Below are 20,229 nucleotides of genomic sequence, written 5' to 3' on the forward strand. Positions count from 1 at the left end.
CCGCCTTTTTAAATTAGGATTGTTTTTTTAGAGACAACTGCTCCGAATAAACCCCTGTCAAATGTTTGATCATCGTCTGAAGTGACCGGTTTTTTAAGGCCCACTCCAGCGCATTGTCCCCAAGCCTGCGTCGGAACGAAGGATCCGACAGCAGCTGTCCCAAATGCAGATAAAGTACATGCGCGTCTCCCGGAGGAGACAGCAATCCGTCAACATTATGCCGTACCGCTTCTTTTAATCCGCCTGCACTGGATGATACGATGGGCAGACCTGCTAACTGAGCTTCCATAACGGAGTAGGACAGGGTTTCCATCAAACTGGGCATTGCGAAAATTTCGGCCTGACTCAGCAAATAGGGGACGTCCTCCCGGCTTCCGAGGAAACGAACCGCCGACTGAATTCCCATCTGGCGACATAACTCCTCGTATTCATATCGTTTATCACCGTCTCCAACCAACCAGCATTCCCAATCCTGGCGGTCCACGTGCAGCCTGCACAAGGCATTCAACAAGACGTGAATCCCCTTCTCGTAGCTAAGACGCGATGTGCTGATGATCACGGTTTTATCCTTGGGCTTCATGATCGGATTTCCGGAAACCTTACGCATGCTGCTTTGAAAAAAAGGGATGTCGATGGCGTAAGGAATAACGGCAATTCGATCGGAAGGAGCCCTAAATTGATGGACCATTACTTCTTTAAGCCATTCGGAAGCAAGAAGGACTTTATCGCTTACCGAACTCCCCAAGTATTCCATAGATTTATAGTATTTCCAGACCAAGGAGCTCGTGGGGTCTTCCGAAGAAGTTTTCTTGTTCTCAAGCATATCCCGTACTGTAAGAGCTGCAGAAGCGTGAATGGAGGTCACTAACGGTATTTGTTCTGGTTTTATGCGTTTTATGGCAGCGGCGGCAAGCACGTCTTGCGCGTGTATGATATCGTATTGATCAAGACCGATAAAGGCGAGCGATAACTCCATACAATACCTGTCGGTCTCCGCTTCCCTGACCCAGGGATGCTCCGCAATCAAAGGCGCGGTAGCAGTGGTTATCTTGTAATCGAACATTTCCTTGAAATGAACCTTCGGAACCTCCTGGTTGCTGTTGAAAATATAAAACCGGTCCAGTCCGTTCCCAAAAAGATCCACCTGATGTCCCTCTCGTTCAAGCCCCTGCTTCACCTGCAACATATATTTCCATAATCCACCGACGTACGGGATTTGAAAAAAGGTAGCCAGCAATATTTTCAAGGCTGCCACCCTCCTGTCAGTAATACCTGTCTTCGCTGCTCCAGTCTGTCGCCGTATATGGCCTGAAGGGTCCCGATTTCCCGCTTAAGGGCGTCTTTGTGCTTTAAGGTTCCCATGTTCGGATGATATCGGTAATGCAGAAGAATATCATGCAAATAATGAAATTCGTACCCGGCGAGCACGACCCGGCACCACATGTCGTAGTCCTGCGTGTATTTAATCTCTTCATTGAACATGCCGACATGTTCAATGAGCTGCCGCTTCATCATGATGGTACAGCCATTAATTGGACATTCCCTCTTCAATCGATCAAGCAGCTCCAGATTCGAGGTAAACGAAAAATTCGGGGCTTCCATGAGCACTAAGTTCCGATCGTTGATGAAGTTGAAGTTTGTACTGCTGATCCATGCCCCACGTTCCAGCATAAACGACATTTGTTTTGCTGTTTTGTTGGGAAGATAATAGTCGTCCGAACTGAGCCAAGCAATATAATCCCCTTTAGCTTCTCGAATACCGGCGTTTAGAGCCGAAGCCGTTCCCCCGTTGATTTTTCGGATATACCGGATGCGATCAACATAAGGATTCAGGAGATCCATATGTTCGGTAGACCCGTCATCGACCACAATGACCTCTATCTCGGGATAGGTTTGCGCCAAAGCACTCTCTACGGCCTGTTGAACATAAACACAGTTGTAGAAAGGGATAATAACCGTTACCTTCGGTATCATGTTATCTTAACCTCCTACCCGCGTATTGACCCCGGTTAGGAAAGTACCGGTTTTCCTATCGGACTTTTTATAAATTCATTCTGGGTTAGATAGATCAGCTGATGTACGCTCCATTGAAAGAAGGAAAAAACGGAGGGACCTTCCACTTTTCGCAGCGTTCGCCGTTCGCCGTAATAAATATGACCGCTCGGGGAGCTGTACAGGCGTCCGTTAAGCACCGGGTACTGAAGAAAAAAAGAGGCGTCGATGGTGTGTCCAATCTGCAAAGATTGAACCAAGGAATCCGGGACATGCACGATTTCGTCCATTTGACACCGCAAACGTTGGAAGACTTCTCCAGACTGGATCGGGAATAAACAATTGTCCATCCACAAAAAGATCCCGGATCCGCCCCCCTTTACGAATAGCGTCGCCGGGGCGCACTTCGCCCACTGTCCCGTAACCGTCACGCCTTCTCCAAGGGGATACAGGTTAAGCAGCATATCCTCAAGCGGTATGATTTTCCTGGCCATCAGTTTGTAAAAATAAAAGGAGTCGATATCCATAATGGGCCGTTTTTGGCCGTGTTCAATCAAAAATACAGCCGAGCCCGAATCGCGGACAAGCGTTCCATCCGGGATCTTGGTAATCATGTTCTGGACATGGTTATTGTAGATAACAATCCCTCCCTTCACCAATCTTTAATAATATACTCTTTGTCTTAGCGACCTGAGCCGACGCGTGACTATATCTTCAAAAAAAAGACTCCTTGCAAGAGTGACTTGCAAGAGTCTTTTCCGTTCAGGAAATCGCATCCATGAAAAGTTATTCGTCTAGACTCGGGACATAAACTTGTACCGAAAAAACAAAAAAGCATCCAAAATAGCGACTTTCAATATCACAACGCAATTTCCCCCGACAGTCTCCTATCCGCTATAGCCATATCGGATGTGAAGCGTTCGGAAACTTAAAAATTAAGAAACTTTTTTACGGCAGACAAGAAAGCTGGTAAATTATCATCATGCACAAAGTGCCCAGCTTCCTGTATCATTACTAACTCGCAATTCGGAAAAAGCTCAGAGACTTCCTGCAATTTGTTTTGAGGAATATGACTGGACTCACCGCCTATAATAAGAGTCGGCATGATGATCTCATTAAGACGCAGCCACCATTCGGGATTAGGTTCATTAAGTTGCCGTAAAATCGAAGGCACTACCAGCCAATCGAACGGAAGGGGATCAGAAGGTTTGGCAGGAATTTCGATGGGCTTATCCGGAAAAGGAGGTGGAGTGTCTTCTACGATCAATCTTTCTATTCTCGAAGGATATGTTTCCGAGAAAAGATAGGATACTGTTCCCCCCATGGAATGGCCAAGAAGCGTAAATCGTTCCAAATTCATAGCATTTGCAAAATGAAACAAGTCATCGCACATCAGTTCAAAAGTGTATTTACCTATTCTTGCACTCCCACCGTGCCCCCGTTGATCTAAAGCTAAAACGCGGTATTTTTCTCCTAATGCAACAGCGACTTGATCCCATGATTCTGCGCTTTTTCCCAGCGCGTGAAGTGCAACAATCGGCGGTGCAGAAGGTTCCCCACTCTCGCGATATTGAAAAGTGCGTCCATTCAATTCAATTTGATTCACACGTGTTTCCATCTCTGATCATCTCCAAACCAATTTGGCCCAATAGTAGAAGGCGTCTACTGGAATTTTTAGTGTTATTTTATTATTGAATGAACAATTAGTCAATATAAAAATGAGAACTGCTTCATATCAGCTGCATTCGTTGTCATTTGGCTCGTTAACTAAATAAAGCTGTTGTTAGGAACTTGAATACTTATAACAAAAGGGGTATCCCACCATCATCTACTGATGACTTATGAGACAGCCCCGTCTATTTTCATTATTGAGCGATCGTTTCCCGTTAGTTAATCAATCTTTTTTGCATATATATCACAACTTCTGTTCCGATTCCTTTACTTCCATTCTCGTCAATCTGTTCCCAACTGATTAAAAAATCCCCATGGCCCCAATCCACATAGCCCAATTTTTCATAAAGTCGCATGGCTTCCGGATTATTTATTCCCACTTCTAACCCTATACAGGTACAACCCTTATCTTTTGCTAAACGTTCGGCTTCTTGGATTATGGCTGTTGCAACACCTTGTCTCCGATATTCATATACTGTTAAGCCAGCCTCTAAGAAAGCGCTATGGGTAATATCCACTATTTTAGTAACAGGCTCATCATTAGGACCACTCCAGCGTAGTAAGAAATGGCCAACAGGGGTGTTATGATGCCAAGCGATTAAGTATAGTCCCTCACCTCTCTTTTGTGTAGCAAATCGGTTGTATTGAAACATGGGATTATCAGGTGAAAAATGAGTAACAAGAAAACTCAATTGGGATTCTTCTGCTTCTTTTATTTCCAAACATAATTTGTCTTTATTCATTTCATCTTCCTCTCTCCCTATTCTTATACGCCTCTGCGTCCCCAGCCAAAGACTTTGACGTGCACGATGGCTTTGGTTACCCAGAATCTGCCAATTCTTCATTTTCCGCAAAAATTTGACTGGCCACAAAAATATTTTAAATAACATTTCGTTATGTTGAAGCGCCTCTAGAAATTCATCCTGGTACTGTTTGTCTTCTGGATCTAAGGCTCATATGGATCTATTCGTAAGGCCTCTTGCAGAGCTTCTTCGAAAGCCCGGCTTAACTTCTTCCGTTATTGTTGTCCTACGACATTTTTGTCGGAGGAATCACTGTTCATTCCTTATCTCAAAGATTTTTTGCAGGGTATGGATGTGCAGTGTTCTTTCATCGTCCGTTTCTTGGAGTTTGTTACCTGATCCTGCGTCCATATACCACTCTACAAGCCTGTACCCGAACATAAGTAGGATCAACTCATAAACGCAGTTATCCGTTATGTGTGAAATATCCGCATATTCCGAAAAGCCCTTATAATACGCCGGGATACATCTACGGTAGTATTCAACCATGTCTTCAACATCGGCTTCGTCTGCGATAAGGCTTGCCATATCTTCACCTAAATAGCCCCACCCCGCGGTATCCCAGTCCATGAGTATGGTTTTGTCGTCTGAATAGAATATGTTTGCTACCCAAAAATCCCTGTGGCACAGCACGATGGGGAGCTTTTCAATACGGCTCCATATTTCGTCTGCGTTTTCATCAATATCGATGAGCATTTGGCATAGGTATTTCGGGATTTTGCAATCGTCGGTGCGTATATAATCGTACACTCTATTCCATGACCGATAATGAAGATAGAAATTTTTCATATAATCCGCTTTGCTCAGGTTGGTCAAACTCTGTAAGACAGCTGGCTGTTCGGCATATAACTTGCCTTGGAACCGTCCTAATTCCTCGGCTGCGCGTTCATACATATCGCCGGTCAAATCTAAACCCGATATGCCGTCGATATATTCCATCCATATCTGCGTTTCGTTTTCTTCTTCGTTCATTTCGACGTGATAGCATTCAGGCCAACGGAATGATTCAGAGAACAGCGCGCCGAAATTGGATTTATACAAATCATATTCCCTACGCCATGAATCGGGATCGTTGTAGCGCTCCCATTTCTTCTGCGTTTTTAATACGATTTTATAGGGTAATGTCTCACCGTCAGTGGTTTTGACATTACCCGTAACAAGCTGTACATTACCTACTGTACCGCCATGTAACGGTTTGGTTTGGAAATCGGTGCAGATTATTTTTGTACCGAGCATTTTGTTTAAAACCTGTGTTAGAGTTTCAGCTTTTATTTCGTTCAATACGAAGTCCTCCAATCGTTTTTTTAACATGGGAACGCCTATGCATAATCATCATATTGGAAAAGAAGCCAACGATGAAAGGTGGACTATGGATTTATTCATTTATTACCTCTTCCTGCCAGCTAGCTTAATGAAATCGCGATTGGAGAATGGTTAGATATCGTCTATCCGGTATTCGGAACATGTTCTCGTCCTTTTCGGGATAAAACAAAAAAGCCGCTTAATTAGCGACTTTCAATGGGAATATGTTTTTGTCCCCCGACAGATGGACTCTTTTTTTCACTATCTATCATGAAGGGAAAGCACCACGGAAAAGTGCTCTTTATTTCACATCCTCAATCCTTATCAAAATAAACGGTTTTTCCTGTATCTGCGGATATATACACCGCCTCTAATATTTGTGAAACAATCATCGCTTCTCTTGGTTTAACCAAGGGTTCGGTATTGTTCACGATACTGTGAATCCATTGTTTGGCTTCATACTCGAAATCGGTCATCTCTTCTCCCCTGAAAAGTTCTCTCGCATTCGCATTCACCTCGATTTTATTCAGGAACAAACTCCCGTCCCGCTCGCCATTGATCCGCAGTTCATTTTTAGCAAAATCCGCTCCGCCCTTCGTTCCGCACAGCAGGTTGCCGCCACCTTCCGCAATGTTAAGGGCCCAACTGGTTTCAATGATGACCGTCGCTCCGTTTTTAAATTTCACATACCCGAACGCCGAATCTTCTACCTCGAATTCGTTTGGATCCCAAGCTCCCCATTCGTTTGCGGCATTTTCGGTAAACTTCAGCTTATGGAAGACACTGCCGACGACACTCTCCGGTTCATAGTTATCCATCAACCATAGGATCAGATCCAAGGAGTGGGTTCCAATATCGATCATAGGACCGCCTCCCTGCTTCTCTTTATCCAGAAACACGCCCCATGTCGGCACGCCTCGTCTTCGGGTAGCGACCGCTTTTGCAAAATAGATATCTCCAAGCTCCCCATCGGCGATCATCTTTTTTAGCAGTTGACTCTTGGCGTTGGAGCGATTCTGGTACCCGACGGTTAGCTTCTTGCCTGTTCGCAAGTGGGCTTCGTACATCGCTTTGGCCTCCGCACCTGTGACGGCCATTGGTTTTTCGCACATGACATGTTTGCCGCTTTCAAGCGCATCAATGGAAATCGCTGCGTGCGAGCTGTTTGGTGTTAGCACATGGACGACCTCAATCTCTTCCATGGCAAGCAGATCCTTATAATTTGTAAATACCTTTGCGTCTGGCGTGCCGTACTTTTGGGCGGCTTCTTCGGCTCGTTCCGGCTTCAAATCGCAGAAGGCCACCATCTGTACGTTATCTAACTTGGACAAACACGGCATATGCTTCCCGCCCGCAATCATCCCGCAACCGATAATCCCTACTTTTACGGTCCTCATCGTATTCCCTCCCCCGCGTTATTTGAACTCTACCGTTCGATTTTCCTTATGCGCGATGTATGCCGCTTCCAATAGCTCCGTCAATTTCGTCCCGTCCTCCAGTCCGAAGGGCATCGGCTTGTCATGAATCAATGCATCTGCCCACTGGATAATCGGAAGGGGCTGCTCTTTAGGGAGTTGAGCGGGTGAGATCCATCCGGAAAAAGGTAACTCGAGCTTCTTCGAGATGACTCGAACGGTATCGTCTGAGATCATCAAAGTGCCCTCCGTACCGTAAATCTCAAGGGCAGAAGGGGTTCTGTACGTCACAAGGCTGGTTTCGACCAGAGCGACCGCATTGTTGACGAACTCAATGGAGCATTGTGCGTTATCCTCCACTGCCCGATTGGTGAAGTAATGAAACATGGATGTGATTCTTTTGGGTTTACCGAGCAGCCAACTGGCGATGTACATCGGATGACAGCCCAAATCCATCATGGCTCCGCCCCCGGTTTGCTTCTCATCATACCAGTAATCGGGGAGCCAATTATTCAAAGCACCGTCGTGACCGTTACGAATACGCAGCAGCGTAATGTCCCCTAATACATGGTCATCGATCAGCTGCTTCGCAAACAATTGGTGCGGCCTTGTGCGGGCGGGAAAAGAAATGCAGAACTTGACGCCTGCTTTGCGTACCGCTGCAGATATCCGATCGCATTCCTCTACGGTAAGAGCCATCGCTTTCTCGGTAAAAATATGCTTGCCGGCCTCGGCGGCAGCTACCATGACGTCGGTGTGCATGCTTGTAGGGGCATCCACCACAACGCCGTCGATGTCTTCCCGCCGCAGCAGCGTATCCAAGTCCGTTTCAAAATCCGCTCCCAATCGGGCAGCCCATTCCCTTCCGCGTTCAGGCTGTTCGTCCCAGACGGCCGTGAGCTTCACGTTACCGTGAGATTGCAGCTTTCTTGCGTAATCCTCTGCATGCACATGCCACTTACTTAGCATCGCAACGTTCAACATGCTTCTTCCCTCCGTAACCGTTTATATTTTTACCAAATCTTATTTATCTTCCAAGGGAGGCGGTGTTATAAACAAGGTTAGAAAATAATTGGGGATGGAGCGACATCATCCACACCATCCCGCAATCTTCCTTCATTAGAACCCTACATCATCCCGTTCCGCAGCTTTTTGAGCCACGAACTCCGCCATTTCTTCCACGCCGGCCGCTCTGAATTTTTCCTGAACACTATGAAGCATATTTAGAGCCTCATCATCGGACGCCGCAAAAAAGGCTTTCTTAAATTCCTCATCAAAATTCAAACTGCTGGTTTTATCGATATATTCCTGATATTTAGGCCACTCTCTGGCAAGGTAGCTGGCGCTTACTTTGTCTATGATTTTGATCGGCATTCTTGCCGAAAAACTCTCCTCCAGCTTTTGCCACTCCGTTTTTTGATCTTCAGGCGTAGGCCAAGTGACTTCGGATGAGAAGGCGCCGATGAACCTTCCCGGAAGATAATTGAGTCCTGCGTCTCTTTTCAGATCCGGGTTGTCATCAAATTGTTTTTTTACATCAGAAATCCACTGGGGTATCCCGTTTTCCATGTTGTAGTGTGTTCCTTCGATCCCGAAATTCGCAAGCAATCGGCCTTCTTCGCTGTTGACATAATCAATGAACCGCAATGCCGCATCCGGATCTTTGATGTCCGCGCTTAAGAATAGGACAGGGAAACCGGAACGACCGGGCTTTTCCACTTGCGTTCGAATGTTTCCGCTCTTATTCTTCATCGGCCCGAGCAGTTCATATTGCATTTCCGGATTCGTCTTATACAGCGTTTTTTGTAAATCAGCTAACATCGGCTGGGCTCCGAATATGGCAAGCTTGCCCGTCGTCAGCTTTTCATTCGCTGTTGTACTCGTATTGTTGAAGGCTTCAAGATCAAACAAACCTTCCGTTAATAACTTCCTCATGTATAACAACCTGGCTTCATGATCCTTCGTTTGCGTCCAGTGAATCAGTTTTCCATCCACTTCTCGGAAGTCCGAAATCGTGTAATCCGTCCACCCGGCAAGGAATTGGCCGTAATCCCATCCATTCCACATGGTTCCGGCCGGGATGACCGGCTTTCCGCCAATATCCTTGAAACCGCCGTCTCGGATCTTGACCAATAGATCATATAATTCTTCTTGCGTATCAATATCCTCCGCTTTTACATTTAAAGCTTTCAGGATATCTCCCCTGGCAAACAGGCCGTAGTTCCAATTATGAATGCTCTCCGGGGTTCCGTCCGGGGTCTCCGTAGGAATGAGATAAGTCTTGCCCTCAAATTCGGGACTATTGAGATCGAACTCGGCAAAATCCTTCGCAATCCCGGTCGTCACAAGTCTTTTAACATTCGGATATTTATCGAGATAAGGGGTTAAATCCAGAAGCTGTCCTTCCGTGGCCGCCTTCTTGATGACTTGTCCTTCTCCTCCTGTCGTAGACCAGAAAGGTGCATTAACGATATCCGGAACCGTACCGGAAGCAAATATGGTGTTCAGTTTTTCTACTTCGCTTGTTGTGATGGATTCGAGCTTTAACGTAACCCCGGTTTTCTCCCTGATCTGTTGGGCTACGGGATTATTCTCCTGGTCCTGAGGGAATCCGGCTCCGCCGCCGTTCCAGGCACTGAGGAAAGTCAAGGTGACCGGCTTTATTGCTTCAGTACCTGGCTCTTTCGGACCCGGTTCATTCGTGCCTGCTTCCTCTTTTCCGCCCGTTCCTGTGCATGCCGTCATTGTCATGAAAAGCAGCAAAGCGATAAGTGCCATGCCAATAACACTCTTGCGCTTGTTCTTTCTCATCCTACAATCCCCTTCCATTGGAAGTTTTATATAAGAGGCTTTGCCTTTTATACCTACTACTCCTTAAGAGAACCTACCAATACGCCTTTTACAAAATACTTCTGAAGAAATGGATACACACAGATGATCGGAGTCGTAATAATAATGACGAACGTCATCCTCAAGGCTTCCGGCGTCACGCCTCGCAGCTCCATCTGCGTCTCGGTCATGTTTTGAATCGCAGATCCGCTGTTACCCGACGATGACGTCATCGACTGGAAAGACGCTTCGCTGATCATCTTGTTCAGGAACGTGGCTGCAGGCTGCAGGTTCTCATTCTGTATGAAAAACTGACCGGTAAACCAGTCATTCCACACGCCCACCCCAACAAACAAGGCAATGGTAGCAAGCACCGGCATCGAAAGAGGCAGGATGATTCTTGCAAATACCGACAACTCGCTGGCTCCGTCGATTCGAGCCGATTCCGACAGACCTTCAGGGATCCCGTCGAAGAAGGTTTTCATGATAATCGCATTAAAAAAATTGTATAGGGACGGCAGCACCAGCACCCAAAACGTATCCAGGATGTGGATTTGCCGGAACAGGATAAACGTCGGGATAAGTCCTCCGCTGAACAAGGTGGTAAAGAAAAAGAAGAATACGATATATTTTCTTCCGGGCAACCCTTTCCGCGAAAGCGCGTAGGCTAATAAGGCCGTCAAAAATACGGAGGCAACCGTTACGACAAGGGTTCGAGTTATGGAAATATAAAACGAATTTAAGATCAATGAGTTACTAAAAGCTTTTGCATAGTTTTCTAGTGTGAACACTCTAGGAAAAAAGTAGATTCCACCCTTCATCGCATCGTAGCCGTCATTAAAAGAAAGGGCTAGAAAATAGATAAATGGATAAAGTGCCGTAGCGCAGAATAAAAGCAACACCGAATAGTTAAGCGTCATATATATTTTATCTGCTGGCGTCAGCCTTCTCGCATCCATACACACACCTCCTTATCTTGAGTGCCAGCTGATTACCATAACGATACGTTACTCACACGCCTGGATATATTGTTGACAGCAACAATGAGCAGCAGCGAAATCGCAGACTTGAATAATCCAATGGCCGTGGAATAGGCTAATTGCCCCTGCTGGAGGCCGGTTTTTAAGACATAGGTGTCCAAGATCTCCGAGACGCTTAATGTTGCCGGGGACTGCATCAGCCAGATTTGGTCAAAGCCCGCGTTCAGTATTCCGCTGAGGGAGAAGATAAGCAATATGCCGATCGTTGGAGTAAGGCATGGAAGCGTGATCTTAAATAGTTTGCTCCACCTTCCCGCCCCGTCGATTTCGGCTGCTTCATACAAGTGCGGATCGATATTCGTTAACGCGGCTAAATAAATGATCGAACCCCAGCCTACACCTTTCCAGATGTCGGAAATGATGACCAACGGATAGAATAATTCCGGTTTTCCCATGAAAAAGATCGGATCCAAACCCATTTGGTAGCGAATGTCATTGATAAGCCCTACGTTCGGAGACAGGATTTTTTGAAGCAAGGTAACGACAACGACCCACGATACGAAGTGCGGCAGATAGGAAATTGTCTGAAACACTCTTTTGATTCTCTTGTGCATGACGGCATTGAGCATTAAGGCCAGGATCAATGGCGCCGGAAATCCGAAAATAAGCTTAAGCGCGCTGATGGATAACGTATTTCGGAGCACATCGTAAAAGCTGGAATCATTCAAAAACTGTTCGAAATATTTAAAGCCTGCCCAAGGACTTCCCAAGATCCCCAGATTGAATTTGAAATCCTTGAACGCGATTAATATGCCGTACATCGGATAATAGGCAAACACCAGAAACCAGATGATCGCAGGAAGCAAAAACAAATAGATGTGCCTGAATTGCCAGATCTTCGTTAATTTCTTATTCTTTTTTAACTGCTCAAATCCAGGGATAACAACACCTTTGGGTACCATTCTCCGAACACCTCCTCCATCATCGTCGGATCGGATGGTTACGAATCCATTCCCGATCGCTTGGGAACAGAGCCAATGTCATTGGTTTTCGATTTTCGACGGTGAATTACTACTGCCTCCCCCTCCTTACTGCAAGCGGTTTCACTTAACGGTAGTTTAAATATATTCAATATACTGTTGGAATCATTCCATAATTTCTTCATTCCGGTAAAAGTATTTTTAGGCCGATTAAAGTACGGGTGGTTTCGTTGATTAATAAATCGGAGGTTACAAAAAAAAGCTGCAGTTGGCCTAGAGGAGCCTCCTGTTCATTAGGTTATTAATGAACGGGGTAAGCCCCCTTCTCCCGCCCTTATTTTGGAGGCGTTTTATTCCTTGGCGAGGATACATTATATTCAATATATGTTTATACAATGGTTTGAAGAGCCTCTGCTGGATTTCGTTATGGATGCAGGACATTATTATGGGGAGGATTTCATGAGAGAAAGTTGCGGTTGACCTAGTAGAGGAGTCCGGCCAGCCTCGCATCTATTGTCAAATTCGAATAGAAAGCGCATCGGACTCGTAATTAGGCTACATATATAGGGTAAGCGGGTGTGGAATATCATGAAGTGGAGAGAACGTTTTTTCCCGTCGTTTCGCCAATCACCAATTCCGGCTCCACGAGGGTTTTAAAGTATTTTCCTTGATGCCCGTCATCACTGTTAATGACCTCAAGCAGCGTATAGGCCGCTCGGTAGCCCATGTCCCGTTCAAACTGTTTAACATGCGTAAACGTGCTGTAGCCTTCGATGATGGAGGTCGGATCATCAAAACTGATGATGGAAATGTCCTCAGGCACCTTCAATCCAGCTTGACGCGCAATCTGATAGATTTTCACGCCAAGACTTCCGTTTAGCGTGATATAGGCGGTTGCCATTCGATTTTGGATATAGCGGTACAGGGGATGGGTTTCAGCTTGCTCCAAACTTCCGATTTCAAAATCGGTCACGATATGGGCAGGGTTAATGAGGGACCCCTTTTCCTTGAAGGCATTCATATATCCGTCGATCCGCTCTTGAACGGTAACGGTTTGTATGGGCGAATCGGAGCATATGGCGATTTCGCGATGCCCCAGCTCCCACAGGTAGTTTACAGCCATGTTAATGCCAAGCCTGCCGTCTGATGCGATATAATGCGTTTCGACCCCTGGAAGGTAACGGTCAATGAGAACGAACGGAAACCCTGCAAATTTCATGCTTAGAATTTCCTCGTTGAATAATTCCTCGTCGACCGGGAAAATCAGTAACCCTTCCACTCCGATTTTACAACATGACTTGATTGCCTCTTTTTCCTTATCAAGGCTGCCCTCCGATAAATAGATGACACAGCGGTAATCATTCTCGTTGAGTGCCTGCTGAATACCTTGTATAAGCCGAATCGTAAAATAATCATAAATGCTGGGCAGAATCAGGCCTATTAACCGTGTCCCCATTTCTCCGCCAGCTTTATGAATAGACTTAACGGCGTTTATAGGAGAAGTCGCCGACATTTCAGATTCAGGTTCGCTTACAAAAGTCCCCTTTCCGGGCACCCTGGTTATGATTTTTTCGTTAACCAAGCCGGCCAGGGCATTAACGACCGTAATCTTGCTGACTCCGAAACGCTCCATGAGTTCTTTTTCCGTAGGAATACGGTCTCCAACCTTCAATACTTGCGACGATATCAAGTCGCGTATATACTCTTGAACCCTCTGATACAAAGGCATTCTTTCCGTAGAGCTCAACCGAATCACCACATTTCATTCAATATGTTTAATATATACATTACGAATGGCGCAAGCGCTTTATTCCATATCCTTTCATTGTTTGTGTAGAGCCGAAAGAATGCATCGGATGCGTTCTCCCGCCTCTTCCATTATAGTAGAACATAAAAGCTGTATGCTAGCTGCTGTCAAGGTCTATATGTTCTTGCCATCCTGCGCTTAGAGATGACCGTCCATGCGCTGGGCGCACAAAATAAACGGACAGTCGAGACCTGCTCAACTGTCCGTCCATTAAATCAAGCTGTCATGAGAATGACTTACACCATACAAACATTTTCCCAAGGTCTTGGAAGCCAACCCTCTTGTAGACTCGCATCGCGTCATCCGGTTCAGAATCCAGCGTCCACATTCCTCCATGATTAATGTAGAGCTTGCTGACGCCGAGTTCTTTCAAGCGGCGCATACACTCGTATAAGAGGTTTGTCGCCAATCCCCTTCTTCGATGGGTAGAAGCTGTTCCAAACGGCTCGATAATCGCGATGTTGTTTTCGCTGTCGTGCCAGATATTTGCAAAGCCGACGACTGTATTCGCATCGTCTATTATAACCAAGTCCAAATCCTGACTGTACGTTGGACAGGTCATCAAACGGCGGTATATATCCATATTCGGCGCAGTCAACCCAGCTGAACCGCTCATGATCATAACCTTTTGCTCCATATTATCCGTCTCAATTGGCCGAACCTTGAATCCCTCGGGAAAACGAGGCTCGTGATTCGCAGTTTCCAAATCCATGACCCCGGAATACATGTACCATGTATGCTGCTCATATCCCCTTGCCTTTAGTGTCTCTACACGCGGATGATCTTCGACATAACCCCAAATATAAACTTCCAATCCACTCCGATCTTCAAGCGAACGACCGCAGTAGTGTCTTTCCACCCAGGCGAATATTTCATCTTCCAGGTGAAAGTATTCAGGTCCGGTAAAGATATAAACAATTCGGTAATGCCCCGGCCAGATCGCGCCGATGATCGTTCCGTCTTCAATTTCGCAAATTGACAAGCTTTGAAGGAACTTATCACCACCAAAGGCGCGGTTGTAGTCAAAATCTCCAAGACTCGGGTAAAACCGGCGGTTCGGGTCGGCAAACTTTTGGGTGATCAACTTGCGAAGCGCCATGTAATCGCTCTCATCCCTATAGGGCCGAAATTGTACTGTCACGTCTTCTCACTCTCCGTTTCTCACTTCAAAACACCCATAACCTTGTCCTTGTTCTCGACAAATAATCATATTCTGCTTACATAAAATGATTCGAAATCTGCAACAGAGTCGAACTGGTTCAAAGATACACCTTCTGTTCTAAGATGATTCTCTAATTGTTCGATCAGCTTCAGGACAGCTATTCGCAATGGTTCGAAATCCTCGGGATCCAGAAGCGCAGTGAGATCCGGATAGCTGAAGTGATGATAATATTCCCGATACTCCCCCAAATCGAAAATACCAGGCCAGCGTCCTTTTTCGGCTGCGTACAAAATACGTGCCAAACCATCTTGTGCACCTGTAGCAACGAAAAACGCGGTTTCATAGTGGCCTTTTTCGCAAGCAGTTAGGAGCTTGTTAAGCATTCCTTTTTCCTCTTCATAGTATCCCTTCATCCAATTATGGTATGAACGTAATCCTTTGAGTTTGTTTCTTCGTCCTGAAATTAAATGAAGAGTGTCTAAAGTCAGTTTCTCGCAAGCAGATTTGATTTCATCTTTAGAGTGGCTGAACATCATGGTATCAAGGTGGAGATCCAGTTGGTCTGGCTTAATTGGGAGATTTTTGACTTGCTCGCGGTAATGGCCCCAACTGCGTGTATAGTACGTTTGGTTTAACAACGCAAGAGATCTAAAAATGGTAGCGGCAATTTCTTGCGCCAGTATCCGACAAAAGGATAAATCCATGGAGTCTCCGGCAAAACGAAGCTTCATCAAGCTAGTAAAACAATCACGCACGACAACCTCAGCTCTATTGATCAATGTTAACGTGTTGGACGGCTCCCCCATGTAAGAGATGGTCTCACGGAGTTTCATGAATTTCGCCAGGTCTTCTTCGGAACGCACATACAATAGTTCACAATCCGCAATAATGGTCGTACTCCAATCTTCGGAAGCTGACATTCTTTCAGCACGATCCCATCCAATTGGCCAAAAATCAAAACTAATACCGTCGATTATAAACTGTATTTCCACTTGTTTTCCTCTAGGTGTGGCCGGAATGAAGAAAAAGTCTAAGTCCGATCGCTCTGTCGCCCTCCCCTGCAAATAGGATCCGTAATATCCGACAATCGCAACATCTTGCGGGTAATGGGTCTTAATATGTTTGACAATGACATCGGCTACAGCAAAAACATCAACCATCAAATCCCCCCTCCTACATACTTCCTCTTGATCACGTATTGGAAATACGAATCATGGCATATGCTGATTATCGCTCATTCTAGTGGCTGTACCCTCGGCAATTCATTCTGATACGAACAGTTGCATGGGATAACGAATTGTATTGAAGCTTGAAGCTAAATGCTAAAATTCTGAACAATATCTTACCAGCTAATCATGGTTTCTTCATGCCAAAATTCTTTCACTTCGTCAAGGATTTGAGCGGCAGGCGTAATTGTAGCCTCGAAAATCGTTCTTCCTGTTTTTCTTAAATAATATTGGATTAAATGATATCCGCAAGCGTATCCGGCGCTATAAGGCATGTTGACCGGTGTAAAGTTTTGAAGTTTTGCGATCTCGTCACCGTAAAGATAAGGAGCAAATTGATCAAACCCCGTTAAATGCAATTTCTCTCTAAGCACAGGCTTTATGCGCATGTTAAGCGTTTCTGCGTTAGTTTTCGTTACCCAGGGACCGAGTAATTCTTCCCCAAACATGAACGTAGCATAGTTTTCAGCTAATCCTTCACTTACAATGAGCTCGCCCAAATTAACGGTGTGATCCCACTGAATAAATTGATAACGCACATTGTGGTTGCATTCGTGCGCCAGCGAAGCCTTCATTCGAGGAATCGTGTAATCGTTTGGCAAGAGTGTACCCCAGATAAACCCGGGAATGCCCCCAAAGCCGCTATATCCTTCGTTTATTACTAAAGCACGGCTTTTCGGATTCCCTAGTTGAATCGTAAACAAATAGTCGGTTACAGGGAGGTTAATTTCATGCTCTGCAAATAGATGCAGGCTTTTCTTCACAGCATGCTCACACTCTAACCAAAATGATTCGGACGAAATCAGCTCGATCTCTGCTGAAATCTGAGGGGTAATCTGATCTGGGGATCGATGCATCATACTATTAAACGTAATAACGTCAAAACCATTCGCCTCTTCAGCTTTAAAAGGAATCTGTTGAATCTGCCATTGTTTCATAAAGGGAGCCATCATTTCGTTTCTGAACAATTCAAGCTTTTCCTCGGGCGAAGCTTGAGCAACTTTTTGATAAATATGATCTGAGCGCAGTGATTTAATATTCATTTCTCACACTCCTAGTTATGTATTCGTAGAGATAATACACAAACATCATATTTGAAAAGAAGACAACGATGATACACCAACTATAGATATATTCAATTATTACCCTCTTACCTCAAATGGAAAAGGGAGCAGCTGCCGCGGCATCATCTGCTCCCAAGTCATTCAACTCGATCCTTGTTCATTTTTGGTAATGCATGCCGAGCAAGTCACTTTGTGGCACGTTAACCCGGCCACTCAAGATCTGCTGTTTCTTCCATATACGAAATATAAAGTAACGGAGGACATGATCATCAATATCACCGAATAAACCAAGGTCAACGCTTTGGTATCCGCTAGCGCCTGAGCATCCGTGCTGTTCTTGATGACGATTCCTAACGGCTGATACAAAGGATGATAGAGGAACACGGTTACGTCATAATCGGCCAAAATTCCGTTGAAATTCAAGGCAAGAACAGCTAGCGTCGATGGCAGAATGATCGGCAGCAATACTTTTCTGAACGTATAAAACGGTTTGGCACCCAAATTCCGTGCAGCGTCTTCCAAATTGCTGTCCAAACTGAAGAAGGAGGCCTTGACCATTCGCAGGGTAAAAGGAATATGGATGATGACATACGCAATCAGAAGCATCCAGACCGTGCCAACCAGCACCGTATTCCCGATCATCAGCTTCGGCGTGTTAAAGGTTACGATCAGTCCGATCGCAATCAGCGTTGACGGCAGAATCCACGGAATCAGCAATGCGTATTCCAGGGCAAGCGCCCACTTGTTCTTATATTTATGCAATATCCTTGACGCAACCAGCGCCATTGCGACAACAATGACCGAGGCAGCTGCGGCATATAGAATACTTACGAGATAAGGCTTGAATGCCGACATGGATGAAAATACTTGAATGTAATTATCCAACGTGAAGCTGTTCAAATTCAACGTGGCGGTAGAGATACTGGCCGCATCGGTGAACGAAAAGATGATGATCAGCACAACCGGAACGATGTAGAGAACAAACAGGCCGTAAGCCAAAATATGAGCGGCTAAATTCCCCGATTTGCTGCGGATTTTTTGTTTAACCAGCTCCGATTTGACTTTGGAGACCGACATGAAGTTGCCTTTACGTTCGAATCGGATCATCACAGTCAACAACACCAGTGTGGCCACTCCGAGAATAAGGGCCAGCAGCGCAGCCAAATCTCTTGACGTCATGCTTCTCGAGAACGTCAGAATCATCGGCGTGATCGTCTGGAATTCCTTACCTCCGAGGATAAGCGGCGCGGACGTGGCAGCCAGGCCGGTGAGAAAAGTCAGAATCGTCAGCGCATAGATCGTAGGTTTCAGGACCGGGAGCACGACCCGCCGGAGGATATACCAAGTAGACGCCCCCATATTTCTCGCGGCCTCCACCGTTTGAAAGTCGATTTTGCGAATCGCATTGCTCAGGAACAGGAAGTGGTTGGACGTGCAGGCGAACGTCATGACGAATAGAACCGCCCAGTAGCCGTGAAACCATGTCGTATTAAAAGAAGGGAATAATTGAACCAGGAGCTTGGTCATAAACCCCTCTTCGCCATAGACGAATTTATAGCCGGACACCAGCACGACTCCGCTGTAAATCAGGGTCGTAAAATAACCCAATCGCAAAATCTTCGCGCCTTTGATATCGAAATATTCCGAAATCAAAACCAGCGTAATCCCCACCACATTTACCGTAATAACTAGGGAAAAAGCGAGAATAAAGCTGTTATATAAACTTCGCATCGCGCGTTCGGACGACAGCAGTTTCTCTGCCGCTTCCAGCGTAAATTTGCCGTCCTTCATGAAAATTTCGCCGTAAATATTCAAGTTCGGATAAATCAGAAAGGCAATGACAAACCAGACAATCAACCCGTATAAAAGGATCGAGACAGGGTTTATGGAAGCCAGCCGGGTGCTCAGGTTCCGGGCATTCATGCTTCGCCCTCCCTCATCGGATATTGCAAAATATCGCGGGTCGGGAGATAGATGTCAACATCGTCGCCGACCTCATGATGGACGAGCCTGCTTTCTATTTCGATGGTCTTTAACCGTCCGCCGCCGGCAATCTCCAATACGTACTTGCTGTATAAACCGTAAAATTCCCGGTCCGCGATCTTGCCTTTCAATTGGACCGTATCGATACCCTGCAGGGGCTGCAGACTTACCTTCTCGTTGCGGATATAGGCGATATTCCCCGGCTGAACAACATCATTCAACCGGCTGTTCTCTACCATCCGCGGATCGATCCGATTAATATCCCCGATGAAATTGCACACAAATTCCGTTTGGGATTGATTGTATACTTCCATGGGCGTGCCCACTTGCTCCAGGACTCCATGATTGAATACTCCGATCCGGTCGGACAGCGTTAACGCTTCTTCCTGGTCGTGCGTGACATATATCGTTGTGATCCCGAATTTTTTCTGCAATTGTTTCAGCTCATTGCGCAGCTGTACCCGCAGCTTGGCGTCCAAGTTGGATAAAGGTTCGTCCAGTACCAAGATGCTCGGCTTTAAAACCAGCGCCCTGGCAATCGCAACGCGCTGCTGCTGGCCGCCGGATAGTTCCGATACCTTCTTGAACAGCTGATCATCTTTCAAATCAACCTTCCGGGCAATGTCCCGAACCTTCTGATCCAATTCCGCCTTGGGTAATTTCTTGACTCGCAAGCCAAAAGCGATATTCTCGTACACATTCATCGTTGGAAACAGCGCATAGCTTTGAAATACCATCCCGATCTCTCTTTTTTCGATCGGCAAGCGGGTAATGTCGGCGTCTTTGAGCAGGATCTGTCCGCTCGTAGGCATAATAAACCCGACCAGACTGCGAAGGGTTGTCGTCTTCCCGCAGCCCGAAGGACCAAGAAACGTGAAGAATTCCCCCTCATGAATATGCAAATTAAGGTTTTTGACCGCATGAAATTCACCGAATTTAATATCAACGTTCTGGAATGTAATCATATTATTCTCTTCCTTTTTGTTGTACTTGAATGAACGGCTGCATATTGGCA

At 45.8% G+C, this 20,229-nt stretch carries 17 protein-coding genes; all 17 read right to left on the reverse strand.

Going from position 1 to position 20,229, the window contains the following annotated elements; translation table 11 throughout:
- Window positions 1-13 precede the first annotated feature (13 nt).
- The 17 genes from M4D81_RS19570 to M4D81_RS19650 all read right to left on the reverse strand — a co-directional run bounded on the left by M4D81_RS19570 (window position 14) and on the right by M4D81_RS19650 (window position 20,179).
- Complete coding sequence (locus tag M4D81_RS19570; protein WP_260067751.1) at window positions 14-1,246, reverse strand: glycosyltransferase family 4 protein; 1,233 nt, start codon at window positions 1,244-1,246, stop codon at window positions 14-16.
- The gene (locus M4D81_RS19575; RefSeq protein WP_071219036.1) at window positions 1,243-1,974 is read right to left on the reverse strand and encodes a glycosyltransferase; all 732 of its coding nucleotides are present in this window, start codon (window positions 1,972-1,974) and stop codon (window positions 1,243-1,245) included. Before M4D81_RS19575 ends, M4D81_RS19570 begins: the two co-directional genes overlap by 4 nt.
- Before the next feature lie 35 nt (window positions 1,975-2,009).
- Entirely contained in the window at window positions 2,010-2,606 is a 597-nt protein-coding gene (locus tag M4D81_RS19580) for a hypothetical protein (protein ID WP_162487533.1), read from the reverse strand.
- A 314-nt stretch (window positions 2,607-2,920) separates the two neighbouring features.
- The gene (locus tag M4D81_RS19585; RefSeq protein ID WP_260067752.1) at window positions 2,921-3,610 is read right to left on the reverse strand and encodes an alpha/beta fold hydrolase; all 690 of its coding nucleotides are present in this window, start codon (window positions 3,608-3,610) and stop codon (window positions 2,921-2,923) included.
- A 268-nt stretch (window positions 3,611-3,878) separates the two neighbouring features.
- A complete protein-coding gene (locus M4D81_RS19590) occupies window positions 3,879-4,406 on the reverse strand; it encodes a GNAT family N-acetyltransferase (protein ID WP_260067753.1) in 528 nt (175 codons plus the stop codon).
- Between the two features lie 309 nt (window positions 4,407-4,715).
- Complete coding sequence (locus M4D81_RS19595; protein ID WP_260067867.1) at window positions 4,716-5,702, reverse strand: aminoglycoside phosphotransferase family protein; 987 nt, start codon at window positions 5,700-5,702, stop codon at window positions 4,716-4,718.
- Window positions 5,703-6,082: 380 nt separating this feature from the next.
- Window positions 6,083-7,165: a Gfo/Idh/MocA family protein gene (locus M4D81_RS19600; RefSeq protein WP_260067754.1), complete on the reverse strand. Its 1,083-nt coding sequence runs from the start codon at window positions 7,163-7,165 to the stop codon at window positions 6,083-6,085.
- 18 nt (window positions 7,166-7,183) lie between these two features.
- The gene (locus M4D81_RS19605; RefSeq protein ID WP_260067755.1) at window positions 7,184-8,167 is read right to left on the reverse strand and encodes a Gfo/Idh/MocA family protein; all 984 of its coding nucleotides are present in this window, start codon (window positions 8,165-8,167) and stop codon (window positions 7,184-7,186) included.
- Between the two features lie 135 nt (window positions 8,168-8,302).
- Entirely contained in the window at window positions 8,303-9,994 is a 1,692-nt protein-coding gene (locus M4D81_RS19610) for an extracellular solute-binding protein (protein ID WP_260067756.1), read from the reverse strand.
- A gap of 56 nt (window positions 9,995-10,050) precedes the next feature.
- Entirely contained in the window at window positions 10,051-10,971 is a 921-nt protein-coding gene (locus tag M4D81_RS19615) for a carbohydrate ABC transporter permease (RefSeq protein ID WP_216533384.1), read from the reverse strand.
- 32 nt (window positions 10,972-11,003) lie between these two features.
- Window positions 11,004-11,954, reverse strand: a complete 951-nt coding sequence (locus M4D81_RS19620; RefSeq protein WP_113059358.1) for an ABC transporter permease — start codon at window positions 11,952-11,954, stop codon at window positions 11,004-11,006.
- 604 nt (window positions 11,955-12,558) lie between these two features.
- Window positions 12,559-13,701, reverse strand: coding sequence for a GntR family transcriptional regulator (locus tag M4D81_RS19625; RefSeq protein ID WP_260067868.1), 1,143 nt, complete (start codon window positions 13,699-13,701; stop codon window positions 12,559-12,561).
- A gap of 301 nt (window positions 13,702-14,002) precedes the next feature.
- Window positions 14,003-14,920 (reverse strand): GNAT family N-acetyltransferase, encoded by a 918-nt coding sequence (locus M4D81_RS19630; RefSeq protein ID WP_260067757.1) that lies wholly within the window; start codon window positions 14,918-14,920, stop codon window positions 14,003-14,005.
- 65 nt (window positions 14,921-14,985) lie between these two features.
- A complete protein-coding gene (locus M4D81_RS19635; protein ID WP_260067758.1) occupies window positions 14,986-16,101 on the reverse strand; it encodes a hypothetical protein in 1,116 nt (371 codons plus the stop codon).
- Between the two features lie 182 nt (window positions 16,102-16,283).
- On the reverse strand, window positions 16,284-17,210 hold the full coding sequence (locus tag M4D81_RS19640; protein WP_260067759.1) for a DUF2268 domain-containing putative Zn-dependent protease: 927 nt from the start codon (window positions 17,208-17,210) through the stop codon (window positions 16,284-16,286).
- 234 nt (window positions 17,211-17,444) lie between these two features.
- Window positions 17,445-19,154 (reverse strand): ABC transporter permease, encoded by a 1,710-nt coding sequence (locus M4D81_RS19645; protein WP_260067760.1) that lies wholly within the window; start codon window positions 19,152-19,154, stop codon window positions 17,445-17,447.
- Window positions 19,151-20,179, reverse strand: a complete 1,029-nt coding sequence (locus tag M4D81_RS19650) for an ABC transporter ATP-binding protein (protein WP_260067761.1) — start codon at window positions 20,177-20,179, stop codon at window positions 19,151-19,153. The genes M4D81_RS19645 and M4D81_RS19650 overlap by 4 nt, the downstream gene beginning before the upstream one ends.
- Window positions 20,180-20,229: the final 50 nt, after the last annotated feature.

This window comes from Paenibacillus sp. p3-SID867, assembly GCF_025142895.1.
Lineage (GTDB): Bacteria > Bacillota > Bacilli > Paenibacillales > Paenibacillaceae > Paenibacillus_AQ.